This window comes from Mycobacterium sp. ITM-2016-00317 (assembly GCF_002968295.1).
In the GTDB taxonomy this organism is placed as follows: domain Bacteria; phylum Actinomycetota; class Actinomycetes; order Mycobacteriales; family Mycobacteriaceae; genus Mycobacterium.
On record NZ_CP134399.1, the window covers coordinates 3,724,851 to 3,744,461 of the forward strand.

The 19,611-nt window shown below is 72.1% G+C and carries 7 protein-coding genes and 1 pseudogene; all 8 read right to left on the reverse strand.

All coding sequences use genetic code 11. The features are described 5' to 3' along the window. Positions 1–216 carry an MbtH family protein gene (locus C6A87_RS17775; protein ID WP_311113494.1) on the reverse strand — a complete coding sequence of 72 codons (216 nt, stop codon included), beginning with the start codon at positions 214–216 and terminating at the stop codon, positions 1–3. Then, positions 191–1,501 carry an NADPH-dependent L-lysine N(6)-monooxygenase MbtG gene (gene mbtG / locus C6A87_RS17780; protein WP_311113495.1) on the reverse strand — a complete coding sequence of 437 codons (1,311 nt, stop codon included), beginning with the start codon at positions 1,499–1,501 and terminating at the stop codon, positions 191–193. Before mbtG ends, C6A87_RS17775 begins: the two co-directional genes overlap by 26 nt. Then, a pseudogene (locus C6A87_RS17785) lies at positions 1,498–5,975 on the reverse strand (amino acid adenylation domain-containing protein). Before C6A87_RS17785 ends, mbtG begins: the two are co-directional and overlap by 4 nt. Continuing rightward, positions 5,972–11,101 (reverse strand): non-ribosomal peptide synthetase, encoded by a 5,130-nt coding sequence (locus tag C6A87_RS17790; protein WP_311113496.1) that lies wholly within the window; start codon positions 11,099–11,101, stop codon positions 5,972–5,974. The pseudogene C6A87_RS17785 and the gene C6A87_RS17790 overlap by 4 nt, the downstream one beginning before the upstream one ends. Then, positions 11,094–13,952, reverse strand: coding sequence for a mycobactin polyketide synthase MbtD (gene mbtD / locus C6A87_RS17795; protein ID WP_396836892.1), 2,859 nt, complete (start codon positions 13,950–13,952; stop codon positions 11,094–11,096). Before mbtD ends, C6A87_RS17790 begins: the two co-directional genes overlap by 8 nt. A gap of 61 nt (positions 13,953–14,013) precedes the next feature. Next, positions 14,014–15,324: a polyketide synthase gene (locus C6A87_RS17800; RefSeq protein WP_311113497.1), complete on the reverse strand. Its 1,311-nt coding sequence runs from the start codon at positions 15,322–15,324 to the stop codon at positions 14,014–14,016. Then, entirely contained in the window at positions 15,321–16,064 is a 744-nt protein-coding gene (locus C6A87_RS17805; protein WP_311113498.1) for an alpha/beta fold hydrolase, read from the reverse strand. Before C6A87_RS17805 ends, C6A87_RS17800 begins: the two co-directional genes overlap by 4 nt. Further along, on the reverse strand, positions 16,061–19,543 hold the full coding sequence (locus C6A87_RS17810; RefSeq protein WP_311113499.1) for an amino acid adenylation domain-containing protein: 3,483 nt from the start codon (positions 19,541–19,543) through the stop codon (positions 16,061–16,063). Before C6A87_RS17810 ends, C6A87_RS17805 begins: the two co-directional genes overlap by 4 nt. Between the last annotated feature and the right edge of the window lie 68 nt (positions 19,544–19,611).

A 19,611-nucleotide genomic window follows, 5' to 3' on the forward strand; every position in this document is an offset into this window, starting at 1 on the left:
TCACGCCCGGTCCATGGCCTCACGCAGGCTGCGTGGCCGCAGATCCGTCCAGACCTCTTCGACGTAGGCCAGACAGTCGGCCCTGGTGCTCTCGCCGAAAACCACGCGCCAGCCTGCGGGCACCTCGGCGAACACGGGCCACAGGCTGTACTGCTCCTCGTCGTTGACCAGCACGTAGAACGTGCCGGCGTCATCGTCGAACGGGTTGGTGCTCATCGGTTCTCCTAGTCGAAAGATGATGTGCCGCATCCGGATAGTGGGCGCCGAGGACACGGTCGGACAGCAGCCCGAGGCAACTGAGGTTCGGGAAGCCCGGGCCCTGCATCAGCCCGGACAGGCCGGGCAGGAACAACTTCGGGGTCAGCGCGGCGATCGACAGGTCGTGGCCGATGGCCTCCTGCAGCGAGTCACCGGTCAGCGGGGCGCCCAGCGTCAGCTCGATCAGGTCGCGGGCGTCCGGGCTGAACAGCGGTTCGAACCACATGGAGTCCGCGCCGGAACCGTCGATCACCAGGTCGAATCCGTGCACGGTCTCCAGTGCCTCGCCGCCGCGCCTGGCGCTCAGCGTCAGCCGGATCCGCTCGTCGCGGGCCACCGCGTGGGCGACCCGGCCGCGCAGATGCCTGATCCGGTCGTCGGCCAGCAGCGCGTCCTGCACCCGCGCCGAGAACACGCCCCGGTCGGTGCGGGCCAGCGCGTCACGGCGTTCGGCCATCGTCAGGCTCGCCCAGTCCGTCGGGTCGGAGAACAGCGAGTTCTCGAAGAAGCTCTCCCCACGGGTGAACAGGGTGACCTGTGGCGAGATGACCGTGATGGTCGAGACCCGGTGCCGGAACAGCTCGTTGAGCATGGATGCGGCCGTCTCGCCGCCGCCGATCACCGCGACGCGCTCGGCGGCGATCAACTCCTGCCGGGCTGCGCGCTCCCAGAACTGCGCGATCGAGAGCACCCGCGGGTCGTGCGGCAGGATCGACCGGGCGGCCTGACCGGGTCCGGTAATCATCACGCCGTCGGCGTGCACACTCTGCTCGGGGGTGATCAGCTCCCACCGCCGGCCGTCGGTGGAGATCCGTTGCACCTCACCGGTGATCACGGTCATGCCGATGTTGTCGGCGACCCAGCGCAGGTAGCGGCTCCACCCCGCGTGCGTCGGCGAGGGCCTGCCGCGGTCGATCCATTCCGCGAACTGCGCACTGGCCACCAGATAGGACTGCCAGCTGTGCCGCATCATCCGCTCGTCGAGCTCGGCGTTGCGCCGCGGCACCAGCGCCGACCGGTACGGGAAACCGACGTCCTTCTCCGGGCTGGTACCCAGCCGGTGCTGACCGTCGGTCCAGCCGCCGACGGCCTGCCAGTTGGCGCCGACCACACTGCGTTCGACGGCCACCACCTCGGGCGCCTCGACGCCCATCGCGCGCAGTTCGGCGGCCTTGGCGGCCACCGCGATCGCTTTCGGCCCGGCCCCGACGACGGCGAGGGTGGGGGTGGGACGTGATGTCATAGCGCCTCTCCGAGCACGGCGACGGCCTGCTGCCAGATCGTGGTGAGCCGGTCGACCTCGGCCGGTTGCGACAGCGCGGTGCTCCACCGCCAGCTGGTGCGAAGTGCCGGGCCGTCGGCTCCGCCGGAGACCACTGCGATGACGTCGAAGGTGTAGCGCAGCGGCAGGTCCGGTTCGGCCGCCGCAGGCATGTGCGCGTTCAGGGCCTCGTCGGTGATCAGGGACCAGGGTTGGCCCGTCTGGTCGGCGCTGAGGTCGTAGCGACCGATGTAGTTGAATTCGACCTGCGGCTGCGGCATTTCGACGAGCGCGTCGTCGCGCCGGGTGTAGCGCAGCAGACCGTAGTCGAGTCCGCGGCCGGGCACCGCGGCCAGCTGCTCGACGACGGCGCGCAGCAGCGTCCGGGCCGCGGCCGGATTTCGGTCCGCGGTGTGCACGTCGATGGCGGCCTCCCCGGCGCCGAGACGTACCGGGAACACCGAGGTGAACCATCCGACGGTGGCCGAGGTGTCCGCACCGGCGAACAGGCTGTCCTCGCGGCCGTGCCCCTCCAGTGCGACGAGCGCGCCGTGGTGGGCGGGCTGGCCCCGCTCGATCCGCCACGAGGCCAGCGTCAACGTCAGTGCGGCGAGCAGGAAGTCACGCATCTCGATCCCGGCGCGCTCGAGCCGGCCCAGCAGTGCGCGGGTGGCGGCGGCGTCGGTGACGACGTCGGTCGACTGCAGCGACGCCCAGGTGTCGCGGCGCGGGTCGGGCCTGCGCCCGCCCAGCACCGGATCGGGGGCGGCGAGTTGCCCGACCCAGTATTCGCGCTGGTCGTCGACGGTGTCGGTGCGGCTGCGCTGGTGCAGCTGCCGCGTCCAGTCCCGGTAGGTGGTGTATTCGGCGGCCTCGTCCGGGGTGCGGCCGGCGGCCAGTTCGGCGTCGAGCTGGGCCAGCGCGCCGAGCACGATGTACCAGGACACCACGTCGGTGGCCAGGTGATGCACACACAGCAGTAGCACCGGCGGTCCCTGCCGGAACCACACCGCCTGCACCATCGCACCCGCCGCCGGGTCGATACGGTCCACTGCGGCAGGGACTTCGGCGGCCAGTGCGGTGTCGGCGGCGGCGTCCACCGTGTGCAGCACGTCGGCCGCGCGCACCGTGCCGGGCGGGCGGGTGACCAGCCGCCCGGTGTCGTCGAGGGTCGAGCGCAGCATGTCGTGGCGGTCGAGCAGCGCCTGCAGGATCTGCGTCAGACGCTGACCGGTGATGCCGGCGGGCAGTGAGACGAGCACGTTCTGGGTGAACCGGCGGAAGTTCCCGTACTCGTACATCCAGGACATGACCGGGGCCGGCGCCACCTCGCCGAAGCGGGCCTCGGTCACCGGGGCGGGTGCGTGGTCGTGCCCGCCGGAGTCGATCGCGGCGGCCAGCTCACGGATGTTGTCGCACTCCAGCATCAGCCTGGCGCGCATCTCGATGCCACGCCGGCGGGCGGCCTGCACCAACGTCAACGCCACGATGCTGTCCAGGCCCATCTCCAGGAAGTCGGCCTCGACGTCGACGGTATCGGCGGCGAGCACCTCCGCCATCAGCTCGGCCAGTGCGGTCTCGGTCGGCGTCTCCGGCGCGGCCGACGGGCCGTCCTCGACCGTGAGCCCGGCCAGTGCGGCCTCGTCGATCTTGCCGTGCGAGGTCAGCGGCAGCTCCCCGAGGACGACCACTCGCTGCGGAACCATGTAGCGGGGCAGGCGTTTGGCCATCAGCGTACGCAGCTCCGCGACGGCAGGTGGGGCCGCGCCTGCGGCCACATACGCCGTCAGCCGGGTCTGCGGGCCGCGCCGGTCGACGACGACGTGGGCGTCGGTCACGGCCGGATGCGCGCTCAGCACCGCGGCGATCTCCCCGGGCTCCACCCGGAACCCGCGGATCTTGACCTGGTCGTCGGCCCGGCCGAGGAACTGCAGGCCGCCGTCGGCGCCGCGCCGCACCACATCGCCGGTGCGGTACATGCGCTGCCCGGGGGTGAACGGGTCGGCGACGAACCGGCCCGCGGTCTCGGCGGCCCGGCCGAGGTAGCCCCGGGTGAGCTGGCGGCCCGACAGGTACAGCTCGCCGGCGACGCCGTCGGGAACCGGCCGCAGCCACGCGTCGAGCACGTAGGCACTCATGGTCCGCGTCGGGCTGCCGATCGAGGGTCGTGGATACCGGTCGATCGGCGCGACGACCGCTTCGACGGTGGTCTCGGTCGGCCCGTAACAGTTGAACGCGGTCATCCCGGTGCGGCCGCACTCGTCGCCGATCAGCCGCCAGGTCGCGGGGCTCACCGCCTCGCCGCCGAGCGCGAGTACCGCGAGGGGGACGGTGCTGAGCAGGCCGACGTCGTGCAGCTGGGCGAACATCGACGGCGTGGTGTCGAGCATGTCGATGCCGAACCGCCCGATCTGGTACACCAAAGCCTCTGCGTCGCGCTGGGATTCGTCACCGACGAGGTGCACTGAGTGGCCGTCGAGCAGCGCCGCGAGGGGCTGCCAGGCGGCGTCGAAGGTGAACGACCAGGCGTGGCCGACCCGCAATGGGCGGCCGAGCCGCGCGGCGGCCAGGCCGCAGCACATGCGCGGCGTGGTCCTCGGCGTAGGCCAGCACGGCGCCGTGGGTGCCCACCACACCCTTGGGTCTGCCGGTGGTGCCCGAGGTGAACACGATGTAGGCCGCGCGCTCGGCCGTCACCCGGGCGGGCCGGTATCCGGCGGGCGGCTCGGCGGCAGGCATCGCGGCCAGGAACGCCGCGTCGATCACCAGGGTCGCGCCGGACTGGTCGAGGATGTCGGTGATGCGTTCGGCGGGCATCGCCGGGTCCAGCGGGACGATCACCGCGCCGGCCTTGAGCACCCCGAACATCGCCACGACGTAATCGGGGCCACGGGCCAGCAGCACCGCGACCGGTGTCTCGGCGCCCGCTCCGGCGGCGATCAGCGCCGCGGCGACCCGGTCGGCGGCCTCGTCGAGTTCCCGGTAGGTCAGCGTCCCGCTGTCTCCCCCGGCCTCCCAGGTCAGCGCCACCGACCCCAGTCGGCTGCCGGCGACCCGGGTAAACCTGTCATGGATGCTGTTGTCGTCCAACGGTTCCCATCCGGGCGGCACCGGCGCGTGCTCGGCGGGCAGCAGCACCCCGGCGGTGCGCAGCGGCCGGTCCCAGCAGTCGATCAGGCGTTGTGCGACGTGCAGCACCCGCCGGCCGAGCTCGTCCGGGCGCAGTGCCCCGAGTGCCCCGTCGATCGTCTCGACGAACACCGTGAGGCGTTCGTCGGCCAGATGAGCCGCGATGGTCACCGGGAAGTGCGACAGGCTCTCCAGCGCCGACGGCACGAAGGTGGCGCCGTCGGCCTCGAACCGGGTCTGACCGACCAGTCCGCCGGGCGGGAAGTTCTCGTACACCAGCAGCGTGTCGAACATCTCGCCGATACCGCCGAGGGCCCGCAGTTCGGAATGGCTGAGATACCCGTGGTCGCGCAGCGTCGCGGCCTCACGCTGCAGCGCCAGGCACTGTGCACCGGTGGGCCCCGCAGGGTCGAGGCGCACCCGCAGCGGCACCGTGTTGATGAACAACCCGACCATCCGCTCGACCCCGGCCAGCTCGGCAGGCCGCCCCGACACGGTCACGCCGAACACCACGTCGGCGCGGTCGGTGACCACCGACAGGATTGTCGCCCAGGCCATCTGGACGAGCGTGTTGATCGTGACGCCGCGATTCCTGGCGGCCTCGGCGAGCGCGCGGGTGGATTCCGGGTCCAGCCGCACCTCGGTGAGCCGGGGCCCGGTTTCGGGGCCGTCGACGTCAGCGCCGGGGTGAGCAGCGTCGGGCCGTCGACACCGGCCAGGTGCCTGCGCCACAACGCGCGGCCCGCCTCGTCGTTGCGGCGGCCAGCCAGCCGATGTAGTCGCGGTAGGGCCGCGGCGCATCGGGCAGCGCGGCGACGTCCCCGCCGGCCCGGTACAGGGTCAGCAGTTCGCCCATGAACAGCGGTAGCGACCAGCCGTCGATCAGGATGTGGTGCGCGGTCACCACGAACCGCATCCGCTGGGGCGCCTCGATCAGCAGGAACCGGATCACCGGTCCCCGGTCGAGGGTGAACGGCCTTGTCCGCTCGGCGTTCTCGATCGCCTCCAGGTCGTCGTCGTCGGCGGCGGTGACGTGCCGCCACGGCACCTCGACCGCGGTCGGGATCACCTGCACGGCGCGGCTCAGATCGCCCTTGATGAAGCTGGCCCGCAGGTTGGCGTGCCGGACCAGCAGCGCGGCCGCACACCGCCGCAGCAGTTCGGCGTCCAGGTCGCCGGTCACGTCGGCGGCCATCGCGATGACGTACGGGTCGTCGTCACGCGCGCCGGACAGCGTCGCCATCGAGAACAGCCCCTGTTGCAGCGGGCTGAGCGCCAGGACGTCCTCGATGACCGGCGGCTCGACGCCCGCCCTGATCTGGATCATTGCCTGCTGCCCCACGATTCGGACAGCGCGGCGAGCTCGGCGTCGGCGAGCCCGGACACCGACATCGGCGCGTGGTGGGTGTCCTGTTGTTCGGGCACCGGCCCGCTGCCCTCGTCGAGCGCGGCTGCCAGCTCGGCGAGCTCGGGATGTTCGAACACCATCCGCGCGGTCAGGTCGAGTCCCGCGTCGCGGGCGCGGGCGGCGAGCTGCACGGCCAGCACGCTGTCGCCGCCCAGGCCGAAGAAGTCGTCGCGACGGCCGACCTCCTCGGCCGAGAGCAGCTCGGAAAGCAGTGCGGCGAGGGCTCGTTCGGTGTCGGTCTGTGGCGCCTCGAACTGCACGGGCGGGGCGTCAGCGGCGGCTTCGACGACCGGGCCACTCCCGACGGGGGCACCCGCGACGATGTCGAGCCGGCCGTCGTCGGTCCACCTGGCCCGGTCCCCGGTGCGGTAGCGCTCGGTCCCGGTGAACGGACCGCCGCTCAGATACAGGTCGCCGAGCACCCCGACCGGGACCGGGGCGAGGTCGGCGTCGAGCACCTGCACGCGGGCGCCTGCGCTCCATTCGCCGGTGATGCGGCGCCGCTCCTCGGCGGACAGGATGTCGACGTCGCGCAGCGTGCGTCCCGGGTTGTCGACGAACGCCGTCACCACCCGGGTCAGCCACTGGCCGAGGCGTTCGACGCTGCGCCGGGTGTACAGCTCGGGACGGTAGATCAGGTAGCCGCGGTAACCGGCGCCGTCGGAGCCGGTCTCGGCCAGGAAGTTCAGCGACAGATCGGCCTGGGCGATGTCGAACGTCGGTTCCAGCGCGGTGAACTCGGTGTCGGTGTCGATCATCTGGCGTTGCGGCAGTTGTTCCCGAACGTGTACCACGACCTGGAACAGCGGATTGCGCGCCAGCGTGCGTGGCGGGTTCACCGCGTCGACGACCTGCTCGAACGGCACGTCCTGGTTGGAGTACGCCGACAGCGCCATGTCGCGGGCCCGGGTCAGCACCTCGCGCAGCGTCGGGTTGCCGCGCAGGTCGTTGCGCAACACCACGAAGTTCACGAAGAACCCGACCAACTGCTCGAGCTCGGCTTCGGAGCGGCCGGCCACCGGGGTGCCGAGCGGGACGTCGAGGCCGCCGCCGGCCTTGGCGAGCGTGACCGCGACCGCGGCCTGCAGCAGCATGAACTCGGTGATGCCGAGTTCGCGGCACAGCTCGGCGATCCTGCTGCGGACCTGTCCGTCGATGGCGAACTCGACGGCGTCGCCCTTGCCGCTGGGCAGCCGGGGCCGCGGGAAGTCCAGCGGCAGGCCCGCTTCGGCCGGGGCGTCGGCGAGCTGGCGGGTCCAGTACTCGCGCTGCGGGCCTGCGATCCCGGTGTCGTCGCTGAGCAGCTGCGCCTGCCACGCGCCGTAATCGGTGTACTGCACGGGCAGCGGCGCCCAGGTCGGCCGTTCACCGGCGGTCCTGGCACGGTAGGCGGTCACCAGGTCGCTGAACAGCACACCGCCCGACCAGTGGTCGCCGGCGATGTGGTGGATCACCACCGACACCACGTGGTCGTCGCCGACGCCGAGCACCGCCGCTCGGATGGGCCACTCCTCTTCCAGGTCGAAGGTGTGCTTGCGTTCGCGGTCCAGTTCGGCCTGCAGCCACTGCTCGCCGTCGCCGCGGGCCCGGCGAACCCGGATGTCGCCGGCCGGGTTGACGATCTGGTAGGGCACACCGTCGATCTCGCGGTAGGTGGTGCGCAGGATGGCATGCCGGTCGACGACATCGCGGATCGCCGCGACGAACCCGTCGGCGTCGCAGGGTCCGGTGAGCCGCGCGGCGAACGGGATGTTGTTGATCGGGCTGCGGCCCTCGATGCGGTAGCCGAACCAGGAACGCAGCTGTGACGAGGACAGCGGTGCGGGTCCGTCGTGCGGCACCGCGACCAGCCGGGGCCGGCGGGGAGCGTCGCCCTGTGCGCCGGCCAGCGTGTCGAGGTGCGCGGCCAGGCGGGCGACGGTGGCGTTCTCGAAGACGTCGCGCACGTCGACGTCGACACCGAACCGGGTCCGCAGTTCGGCGACCAGCCGGGTGGCCAGCAGCGAGTGCCCGCCCAGGTCGAAGAACGAGTCGTCGGCGCCGACGCGTTCGTGGCCGAGCAGATCGACGAACACCTGCGCGAGTTCGCGTTCGGTGCCTGCCGCGGGTTCGCGGAACGCGTTGACCGCCGAGATCTGCGGCTCGGGCAGCGCGGCGCGGTCGATCTTGCCGTGCGCGGTGATCGGGATCGAGTCCACGACCACATACGCCGCCGGGGTCATGTACTCGGGCAGGGCCGCGGCGACCCGGGCCCGGATCCGGTCGACGTCGACCGTCGCACCGTCGGCCGGGGTGAGGTAACCGACCAGGCTCTTGCCGAGGCTGGGCAGGTCGCTGACGACGACCACGGCCTGCCCGACGCTCGGATCGACGGTGATCGCCGCGGCGACGTCGCCCAGTTCGATGCGGAAGCCGCGGATCTTGACCTGTTCGTCGGCGCGGCCGACGAACTCGATGTCGCCGTCGGCGTTGCGCCGCGCCAGGTCGCCGGAGCGGTACATCCGCGCACCGGGGGTGAACGGATCGGCGACGAAGCGTTCGGCGGTCAGCGCCGGCCGGTGGTGGTAGCCGTGCGCCACATGCGTTCCGCCGATGTAGATCTCGCCGATGGAGCCGACCGGCACGGGCTGCAGCGCATCGTCGAGCAGGTGGATCTGGGTGTTGATCTTGGGCTTGCCGATCGGGACGATCCGGGTGCCCTGCCTGCCCTCGACCTTGAACCGGGTCGCGTTGATCACGGTCTCGGTCGGGCCGTAGAAGTTGTGCAGCAGCGCGTCGAAGGTGGCGTGGAACTTGTCGGCCACTTCGCCGGGCAGCGCCTCGCCCCCGATCGGGACCCGCTGCAGGGTGCGCCACTGGTTGACCCCGGGCAGCGACAGGAACAGCCCGAGCAGCGACGGCACGAAGTGCATCGCGGTGATGCCCTCCTCGCGCAGCAGCGCGGTCAGGTAGCCGATGTCGTTCAGCCCGCCGGGGCGGTGAATGACCAGTCGCGCACCGCAGGCCAGCGTGCCGAACACCTCGGCGATGGACACGTCGAAGCTCGGCGAGGCGACCTGCAGCAGACGGTCGCGCGCGTCGACCCGGTATTCGTCGGCGAACCAGACGAAGTACTCCGCGACCGGCCGGTGCGGCACCGGGACACCCTTGGGCAGACCCGTGGAGCCGGAGGTGTAGATCAGGTAGGCGGTGTTGGCCGGACCGACCGGGCGCACCCGGTCGGCGTCGCCCGGGTTGTCGGCTCGGCACCCGTCGGCGTCGGCGATGAGTTCCCGGACGACGACTTTCGCGTCACAGTCACCGAGGATGAAATCCAGCCGGTCCTGCGGGTAGGTGGGGTCGACGGGCACGTAGACCGCGCCGGCCTTGAGCACGCCCACTGCGGTCACCACCAGCTCGGGAGACTTGTCCAGCAGGACCGCGACCCGGTCCTCGGCGCCGACCCCCCGGCCGATCAGCCAGTGCGCGACCCGGTTCGCCGCCTCGTTGATCTCGCGGTAGCTGTAGTGGCGGCCTTCGTAGACCACGGCGGTGCCGTCCGGGCTGCGCCGGGCCTGATCCTCGATGAGGTCGGTGATGGTGGCGGCCGGGGTGTCGAACCGCGGCCCCGCCGACTGCGCGCGCAGCCACGCCAGGTCGTCGTCGCCCATCAGCTGCAGGGCGCTCAGCGTGGTGTCGGGCGCGTCCAGCGCGCTGCGCAGAAGCACCGCGTAGTGGTCCAGGAGCTGCCCGGCCAGCGCGGGTTCGATGATCTCCACCAGGTGTTCGAGTTCCACCACGACCTCGTCGGCGTCGAACTCGACCATGATGCCCAGCGGCAGATGCGTCAGATGCGAACGCAGGTCCGCTCTTTCGCACGTGACGCCGGGCGGGGTGAAACCGAACCGGTCACGGCCGCGGAAGCCGAAGCTGACCCGCGTCATCCGCTCGGCGCCGTGCCTGCGGTCCGGGTTGAGCTCGCGGACCATCCGGTCCAGGCCGACGCGCTGGTGGGCGAACGCGCCGAGGGCGGTGTCCCGGGTCTGGGTCAGCAACTCGCGGAACGTCATCGGCGGACGCGGTCGCAGCCGCATCGCGACGGTGTTGCCGAAGTAGCCGATGACGTCGTCGGTGTCACCGGTGCGGTTGAGCACCGGGGTGGCGACCAGGAAGTCGTCGACGTGGCTGTACCGGTGCACCAGCACGCCGAACACCGCGAGCAGCACCGCGTACGGGGTCGCGCCGGTCTCATCGGCCAGGGCCGTGACGCGCCCGGCGATCTCGCGGTCCAGCCGCACAGTGGCGCGTTGGGAACGCCAACTGGTCGGGACGGCCGAGCCGGTCGGGCCGGGCAGCTCGAGCGGTTCGGGCGGATCGGCCATCACCGCCCGCCAGTACGCGACGTCCTCCTCGTCCGACCCCGAGGGCGTGACGGCCGCACGGCGCGCCGGCGCCAGCGTCTCACCGACGTAGGCGCGGGTCAGGTCGGCGAAGAACACCTCCCACGACGCGTCGTCCCACGCGATGTGATGGGCGACCAGGAGCAGCACGAATTCCGTTGCCCCGGTGCGGATCACGGTGATCCGCAGCGGCGAGTCGGCGCCGAGGTCGAACGGTCTGGCGAATTCCCGCTGGGCGAGCACCTCGAGCCGCAGCCGGCGTGCACGCTCGGACAGCTCGGACAGGTCGTGCTCGGCCCAGCCGGGCATCAGGTCGTCGTGGACGGTGGGCTCCGGCATCCCGGTGGCACCCGCGTCGGTGGTCTCGGCGCGGTAGGTGGTCCGCAGCACCCGGTGGCGGCGCGCCACCGCGTCGACGGCGTCGTGCAGCCGCGCAAGGTCGATCTCACCGGTCAGGCGATAGGACAGGCACACGTTGAGCAGCGCACCGCTGGGATCGGCGGCGTGCACGAACCACATCCGCAGCTGTCCCTCGGTCAGCGCGTCCAGGTCACCCGCGGGCTCGGCGGTGTCGGTGCCTGCGCTCAGCCCGCGCTCCTGCATCCGGCGTCGCAGCAGCTCCAGCCGACGGTCGTCGAGCTGCGCCGCGGTGTCGATGTCAGTCACTCGAAGAGTCCACTTTCTCTGATAGCCCGGCGATCAGGTCCGTGCCGGTGATCCCGCCGAGCAGGAGCGCCAGCGGGACCGTCTGCCCGGTCAGGCGTTTCAGCCGTTTGCGCAGGTCCAGCGCGAGCAGCGAGTCGACGCCGAGGTCGAACAGCGACGAGTCGAGGTCCAGGGTCGCGGCCTCCACGTCCAGCACCGCCGCCAGCTGGGTCCGCACCGCGTCCGGTGGCGCCATCGATTCGGACACGGCGCCGCGGGCGGGTTCCGGTGTGGTCTCGGACGGTTTCTCGCCGAAGAAGACCCGCATCCGCCCGGGGTCGGCCGACAGCACCAGCGGGTCGCCGGGCAGCTCGGCCAGGCTCGCCTCCACCGCGAGTTCGGGTTTCATCTGCCGCAGACCCGTGCGTTCCACGCGGGCGATCTCCGCGGCGTCGACGATGCCGCTGCCCTCCCACAGGCCGAAACGCACCGCCGTGCAGCGGCGCCCGTCGGCACGCAGTCGGGCCGCCATCGCGTCGAGCATCCGGTTCGCGGCCGCGTAGCCGCCGACGCCTTTGCCGCCCCACACGCCGGTCACCGAAGAGCACAACAGGATTCGCGCGTCGGACCGGATCGGCCAGAGCCGGGTCAGTGCCTCCAGGCCGACGACCTTGGCTCCGGCCATGCCGGCGAGGTCGGCGCCGGTGGTGTGGGCGCGGTCGGCGAACGTCGCCGTCCCCGCGGCGTGGATGACCAGCGACGCCGGTCTGTCGGCGTGGCGGGCGGCGGCCGCGAGCTGTTCGGTGTCGCGCAGATCGCAGGTGGGCGCCCAGATCTCGGCGCCGATCCCGTCCAGTGCGGCCGGCTCGACTCCGTGGCGGCTCAGCAGCACGATCCGGCGCGCCCCGTGGGCCGCCAGGAACCGGGCGTAGCTGAGCCCGATGGCACCCGATCCCCCGGTGATCACCACCTCGTCGAGGGCTTCGGGGTCCGGCGCCCACATCGTCGTGGGCGCCTCGGCGCCGAGTATCCGTCGATAGACGGCGTTCTCGCCGCGCAGGGCCAGTTCGCCGGCGCCGTCGAGCATCGCCTCGAGCGCGGCCCGCGCCACGTCCGGCGTGCCTGTGGGCACGTCCAGGTGATGGAAACCCTGGTCGGCGTGCTCGAACCCGATGCAGCGGTGCATCGCGGCCAGCCCGGCCTGGGCCAGATCGGGGGCCGGATCGCCGGCGGTGACGGTCTCGGCGCCAGTGGTCACCAGCCAGACGTCGCGGCAGCGCGGCCCGAACGCGTCGGCGTAGCCGAGCAGGCCCGCGTCGACGGCGGCGGCCAGCGCGCCGACGCCGGCGGCGGCTCCGGCATGGTCGGCGGGGTCGAGCCCAGCTGCGACCGCAATCACCAGGTCGGCGTCGGCCGCGGTGGTCGGGGTCGCGCGGTCGTGCCGGTCCACCGCCTCCCGCAATGCCGCGGTCAGCGGTGCGGCACCGCCGGTCGCGACGACAGCCACCCGGCGGGGCGGCCCGACGGACGCGCCGAGGGGTTCGCACGTCCGCCAGGTCTCGGCGGTCACCGTCAGCCCGGCCACCGGCGGCAGCGGCTCGGGTGCGGCCCACAGGTGCTCGGCGCGCATCGGTGCGCCCGGGAAGCCGTACCGCGGTTCCGGTTCACCGGTCAGCAGATCGGCCCACCGGTACGCGGGATCGGCGGCCGCAGCGGCGACGATGTTGGCGGACAGGCGGTCCCGCGTCGGCTCGTCGCGGTGTCCGGAGCCGACAAGCGCCGCGGCGGCGCCGCCGGAACGCTCGATGCCGTCCTCGACGGCGAACAGCAGCGACGGGTGCGCGGACAGCTCGACGTAGCGGACGGCGCCGAGTCCGATGGCTGTCTGCACGGCCCGGTCGAAACGGATCGTGTTGCGCAGGTTGGCATACCAGTAGTCGGCGAACTCGGTGCCCGGGGCGACGAGCTGCCCGGTCGCGGACCCGACGAACTGCACCGGCGAGTCGCCGAAGACCGACGCAGGCAGTCGCCGCCGCAGGTCTGTGCGCTGGGATTCCATCGCGGTGGTGTGCGCCGGGAAACTCATCGCCAGTTCCCGGGCGAAGCGGCCGCGTGATCGGGCTGCCGCGGCGACCGCCGCCACCGCGGTCCGCTCCCCCGACACCGCCACCGATGTCTGCGCGTTGACCGCGGACAGTTCCAGCCAGCCGCCGGTGGCCGCGATCAGCTCGGCAGCCTCGGCGGTGTCCACACCCAGCACCGCGACGCCGTTGTCTCCCGGGATCGCCGTGATCGCCGCGGCCCGGGCCGCCAGCACGGCGACGGCGTCGTCGAGGGTGATGGTGTCGGCGACGTAGGCCGCGGCCACCTCGCCGAGGCTGTGCCCGACCGTCACGTCCGGCACGATGCCGCAGGAGCGCCACACCGCGGTCAGCGCGACCGAGTGCACGAACTGCGCCGCCTGAAGTTCCAGGTGCGACACCGCGTCCGGGTCGGTATCGGTGCCGGTGAGAAAGGCCAGCGGGGACGGCGAGCCGGCCGCCAGGAACGCCGCGGCCAGGCGGTCGGCTTCGGCGCGGTAGACCGGGAGCTCCCGGTAGGCCTGCGCCCCCATCGCCGGCCACTGCCCGCCCTGGCCCGGGAAGACGAACGCGGTCCTGCCGGACCGTGCTGCTGACCGGGTGACCAGCGGATGGTCCCGCCCGTCGGCCACCGCCTGCAGCCCGGTGGTGAGCTCGTCGAGGTCGGCGGCGCGCACGATCACCCGGTGGCGGCGCAGCCGCCGTGTCGCGACGATCGTGCCCGCGACCTGTGCCGGGTCGCACGGATGGCGTTGCAGGTGGTCGAGGATGGCGCGCGCGTCGGCGGGCACCAGCGCCTCGTCGTGCGTGCTCAGCGGGACGGCGGTGCGCCCGTCGGGCAGCGGCCGGCCATCACGCCGCCCTGCCCTGCGGCGGGTCGGGCACCGTGACCACGAGGTGGGTGTTGGTGCCGCTCATCCCGAATGCCGACACCGCGGCCGTCCGCCTGCCTGCCACCGGCTGCCACGGGGTCAGCTTGGCGGCCAGCCGTAAACCGGTTTTCTCCCAGTCGATCTCGCGGCTGGGCTCGTCGACGTGCAGGGTGGCGGGCACTGCGGCGTGCTCGGCGGCCAGCAGCACCTTGGCCAGCCCGAGCGCGCCGGCGGCTGCCTGGGTGTGCCCGAGGTTGGACTTGACCGAGCCCAGCAGCGGGCCGCGCCCCGGCGCGCCGGTGCCGTACGTCGCGACGAGAGCGGTGAGTTCGGTGCGGTCCCCGAGTCGGGTGCCGGTGCCGTGGCCTTCCAGCATGCCGATGTCGTCGACGCCGACGCCCGCGGTGGCCAGCGCGCGTGCGAAGAGCCGGGTCTGGGCCCGGCCGCTGGGCGCGGTGAGCCCGACCGACCGGCCGTCGGAGTTCGCGCAACTGGCCAGCACCTCGGCCAGGATCCGGCGGCGGTCGCGCAGCGCGGCGGATCTGCGCTGCAGCACGAACATCCCGGCGCCCTCGGCCCACACCGTGCCGCTGGCGTGCGCGCTGTAGGGCCTGCAGTGCCCGTCGTCGGACAGTGCGTGCTGCTTGGCGAACTCGACGAAATAGCCCGGCGATCCCATCACGCACACTCCCCCGGCCAGCGCGAGGTCACAGTCCCCGGAGCGCAGCGCCTGCACAGCGACGTGCACCGCGGACAGCGCCGACGAGCACGAGGTGTCGACGGTCATCGCCGGGCCTGCCAGGCCCAGCGTGTAGGCGATGCGGCCGGAGATGACGCCCAGCGACGTCCCGGTGATCAGATGTCCGCTGTGGTGCGAGAACTCGTCCATGGCAGGCCCGTACCGCATGTCCGAGGCGCCGACGTAGCAGCCCACGTCGTGCCCGGCGAGGTCGTCCGGGTTGATGAGCGCACTCTCCAGCGCCCGCCACGCGACTCGCAGCGCGACCCGCTGCTGCGGATCCATCGCGACCGCCTCGCGGGGTGAGATCCCGAAGAACTCGGGATCGAAATGTGCTGCGCCGGTGAGGAACCCGCCGAGATTGCGGATCGGCTTGAAGCCGTCGCGGCGGGAGCCCTCCAGCAGAGCCCGCAGCGGCCAGCCACGGTCTTCGGGGAACGGGGTCAGCGCTTCACGCTGCTCGGCCAACAGCGCCCAGTAGCCGTCGGTGTCGTCCACCCCGCCGGGCGCCTCGACCGCCATCCCGACGATCACGACGGGATCGTCGGTCATGTGCAGCTCACCAGCTCGGCGACCTCGTCGAGGTGATCGTCGAGGTAGAAGTGACCACCGTCGAACATCGTGAAGGTGTACGCGGCGTCGGTGTGGAACTCCCACTGCCGCAGCAGTTCCTGCTCGACGCGATGGTCGGCCAGGCCGCCGAGCACATGGATGTCGGCGCCGATGCGGACTTCGCGGCCGCAGTCGTAGCGGTTGAACGCCTGGTAGTCGGCGCGTACCGCGGGCAGCAGCAGCTCCAGGAAGTCCTCGTCCTCGAGCAGTCGGGCGTCGGTGCCGCCGAGGTCGGCGATGTCGGCCAGCATCTCCCGGTCGGTGGTCGGCACAGGCCGCGACCCGGCCACCGTCGACGGCGCCTGGCTCGCCGAGGCCCACAGCTCGCGGACGGTGACGCCCCGCTGTGTCGCCAGCCGGGCGAACTCGAAGCCGACCAGCGCCCCCATGCAGTGCCCGAACAACCGCACCGGCCCGAGCCGGGCCCAGGCGGCGGCCTCCAGCATCTGCGCGGCCAGCTCGGTGATGGTCTCGGGGGCCGGATGGGCCAGCCGTTCACCGCGCTGCGGGTACTGCATCAGGAACGTGTCGACGCCCTGATCCGACAGCGCCGAGGCGAATCCGCGGTAGGCCGCCGCCGCGCCGCCGGCGTGCGGGAACACGATCGTCGACGTGCCCGGCCGCCCCGGGAACCTCTTGATCCACGGCGCGAGTGCGAGTTGGTCCTGCTCGCCGATCATCGCCGGGAATCCAGCGCGGAGAGCACCTCGGCACCGTCCATCCCGGAGACCTCCAGGTACAGCTCGGCCACCTCGGTCAGCCTCGTGCCGTCGGACTCGGCGGCGACCAGCCTGGCCGCCAGCGCCGCTGCAGTGCGGGCCGCGAAGATGTCGGCCACCGCGACCGACGGCGTGTCCAGCCACGTGCGCACCCGCGCGACCACCTGGGTGGCCAGCACGGAGTCACCGCCGGAGGCGAAGAAGTCGTCGTCGGCGCCCAGGGTGTCGCGGCCGAGGATCGCCCCGATGATCGCGCACAGTGCCGCTTCCAGCGGGGTGGCCGGCGCCCGGAACGCGTTGCCGCCCAGCACGTCGGCCGCGCCGAGCCGCCGCGCCACCGCGGCGCGGTCGATCTTGCCGCCGAGCGTGTACGGGATCTGGTCGGTGCCGACCACGATCTGCGGGATCATGTGCGGCGGAACGAGTTCGGCCATCGACGCGACGACCTTGTCCGGGTCCGGCGCGGCACGGCCCGCCTCGGGGCTGACGAGTGCGGCGAGCACGTCACGGCCGCCGTCTGCAGTGACGACCGCCGCCACCGCGGAGTCGACGCCGGGGATGCGGCGCAGCGCGGATTCCACCTCGCCGAGCTCGACCCGGTAGCCGCTGATCTTGATCCGGTGGTCGGCGCGGCCGACGAACTCGATGGCCCCGTCCGGCCGGTACCGGACCAGATCACCGGTGCGGTACCACGTCTCGCCGTCGTGGTGGACGAACCGCTCGGCGGTCAGGTCGGGACGCGCGCTGTAGCCGCGGGCGACGCCGCGCCCGCCCACCCACAGCTCGCCGGGCACCCAGTCCGGGGAGTCCAGGCCGTCCGGTCCGACGACGCGACACAGGTTGTTGGGCAGCGGCACCCCGAGCGGCACCGAGGTCCAGTCCGCGGGGATGTCGCCGACGATCTCGCAGATCGTGTTGTGCGTGGCCGTCTCGGTGGCGCCGCCGAGACCGGCGAACCGCATGCGCGGGGCCCGCGTACGCAGCGCGCGAACCAGTTGGGGACGCACCCAGTCTCCGCCGGTAGGCACCACCCGCACCGAGGACAGGTCGCCGTCGACTTCGGAGAGCATCTCCAGCCAGCCTGGCATGAAGTGCAGCACCGTGACGCCGTGCCTCTCGATGAGGCGGGCCCACGAGTCGGGATCGCGGCGCTGCTCCTCGTCGACGACCACGATCGACGCACCGGCACGCAGCATGCCGAACACGTCGAGCACGGACAGATCGCATTCCAGGGTGGACAGCGCCAGGCAGCGGTCGTCGGGGCCGATCTCGAAGTGGCCGTTGATGAATTCGACGGTGTTCATCGCCGCGTCGTGGCTCATCTCGACGCCCTTGGGTTCACCGGTGGAACCGGAGGTGAACAGGATGTAGGCCAGTTCGGTCGGCTCGACCGCGGGCGGGGTGAAACCGCTCTCCCTGCGGCCCACCCGCAGCGCTTCCGCGACCGTCAGACCCGGAAGCGTGGTGGGCGGTTCGTCGCCACACACCAGTGCCATCCGCACCTTGCCGTTGGCCAGCATCCGCGCGGCGCGATCGGCCGGATGGTCCACGCCGACCGGGACGTACACCGCACCGGCCGTCGAGATCGCAAGCAGTGCGATGACCTGTTCGTAGTTCTTCGGCCCCATCACCGCGACGCTGTCGCCGCGCCGGACGCCGGCGACGTGCAGGGCGGCTGCGACGGCGAGCACCTGCTCGCGCAGCTGTCCGTAGGTGAGGTCGCCGTCGCGGGTCCAGACCGCGGGCGCATCCGGCTGCGCCTCGGCGCGGCGGAAGAAACCCTCGTGCAACACATCCCCGCTCGGGGCGGCCTTCACTCCGTTCACCGCGTCGCGCACGAACCGCTGCTCCGGCGTCACCGCGGCGGAATCGACTGCGTCCCAGGCGGACTCGTCGGTGGCCAATCGCTCCAGCTCGGCGAGATGGTGGGCGAACATCGCGTCGGCCACGCCCGGGCGGAACGCGTCCTCGCGGGTGTCCCAGTTGATCATCAGCCCTTCGGCGACCGGGGTGGCCTGGGCGTCGAGCAGCACCTGCGGGCCCTGCGAGATGGTCCACACCGGGGTGCCGAAGTGTTCGGTCACCTTGCCGGCGAACAGGTCTCCGAGGCCGATGGCGCTGGTGTAGACGATCGGGGCCAACACCGGCGTGCCGTGGTGGCGGGTCAGGTCGCGCAGCACCGACAGCCCCGAGTAGCCGGAATGGCGAGCGGCGGTGTGCAACGTCTCCTGCAGCACCCGGCAGCGCGCGAGAGGTGTGTCGGCGCCGGTGAGGTCGACGTCGAGCATCAGCGAAGAGGTGAAGTCACCGACCAGTTTGTCGACGTCGGGGTGGAACTGCTCGCGGCCGAACATCGGCAGGTTCAGCAGGAAGCGCCGGTTCGTCGACCACCGTGCGAGGGTGCCGGCGTAGGACGCGGCCACCGCCATCGCCGGGGTGATACCGCGCCGGTGCGCGGCGGCGAACAGCGCGTCGCGCGTGGCGACGTCGAAGATGTGCCAGCGCCGTTTGGCGCGCTTCGGATCCGCCTGCTCGGCGCGCGGCACCAGCGGCAGCGCGGGGCCCTCCGGAAGCTCGGGCACCCGCTCGGCCCACCACTGGCGGTCCTGCTCGGACTCCGTGGTCGTCGCGGTGAGCGCCGCGCGGTATTCCCGATAGGTATAGCCGAGTTCGGGAAGTGTTGCACCGCCGTAGAACTCGGCAAGATCGGCCATGAAGTTGCGGTAGCTCACCGCGTCGGCGGCCTGCATGTCCATGTCGACGTGCAGCCGGGTCCGGCCATCGGGCAGCAGCGACAACGCGAACTGAAGTACCTCGCCGTGCATCATCTGGTGGGACTTCTCGTCGCGGATCTCCTCCAGGCGTTGCGCAGCCGCAGCCGAGTCGAGCTCCCGAAGGTCGTACACCGTGACCGGCAGGCCACGGTCGCCGATGCGCTGGGTGCCGTCGGGCAGGATCTCCACGCGCAGCATCGGGTGGCGCGCCGCGAGCTGTGTCGCCGCGTCCTGAAGCCGCCCGGGATCCACACCCGCACCGTCGAATTCGACGTAGAGGTGGCCCGCGACGCCGCCGAGTTGCTGGTCGTCGTTGCGGCCCACCCACATCGCGTGCTGGATCGGAGCGAGCGGAAAAGTGTCGTCCTGCTCAGTGTGGTCCCGCTCGGCGGCGCGCTGCTCGGCCGGCGGCACGTCCGGTTCGGTGGTCACGTCGCCGCCGGTCACCAGGTCGGCCCACGCGGACACCGTCGGGTTCGCTGCCAGTGCCGCGAAGCCGACGTCGATCCCCTCCCGGCGCCAGCGGCCGGACAGTGACATCATCCGGATCGAGTCGAGGCCGGCGGCGATCAGGTCAGCCTCCGGGTCGAGTTCGGCCGGGTCCACGCCGAGCAGCTCGGCAACCTGGTCGCGGACCGACTGCGCAGTCGTCGACGCCACACCCACGAAGCCTCCCGCGATTAGTACAGGCTGTCCTAACTTTAGGGAGGCTACCCTATATTCAGGTCACCGAG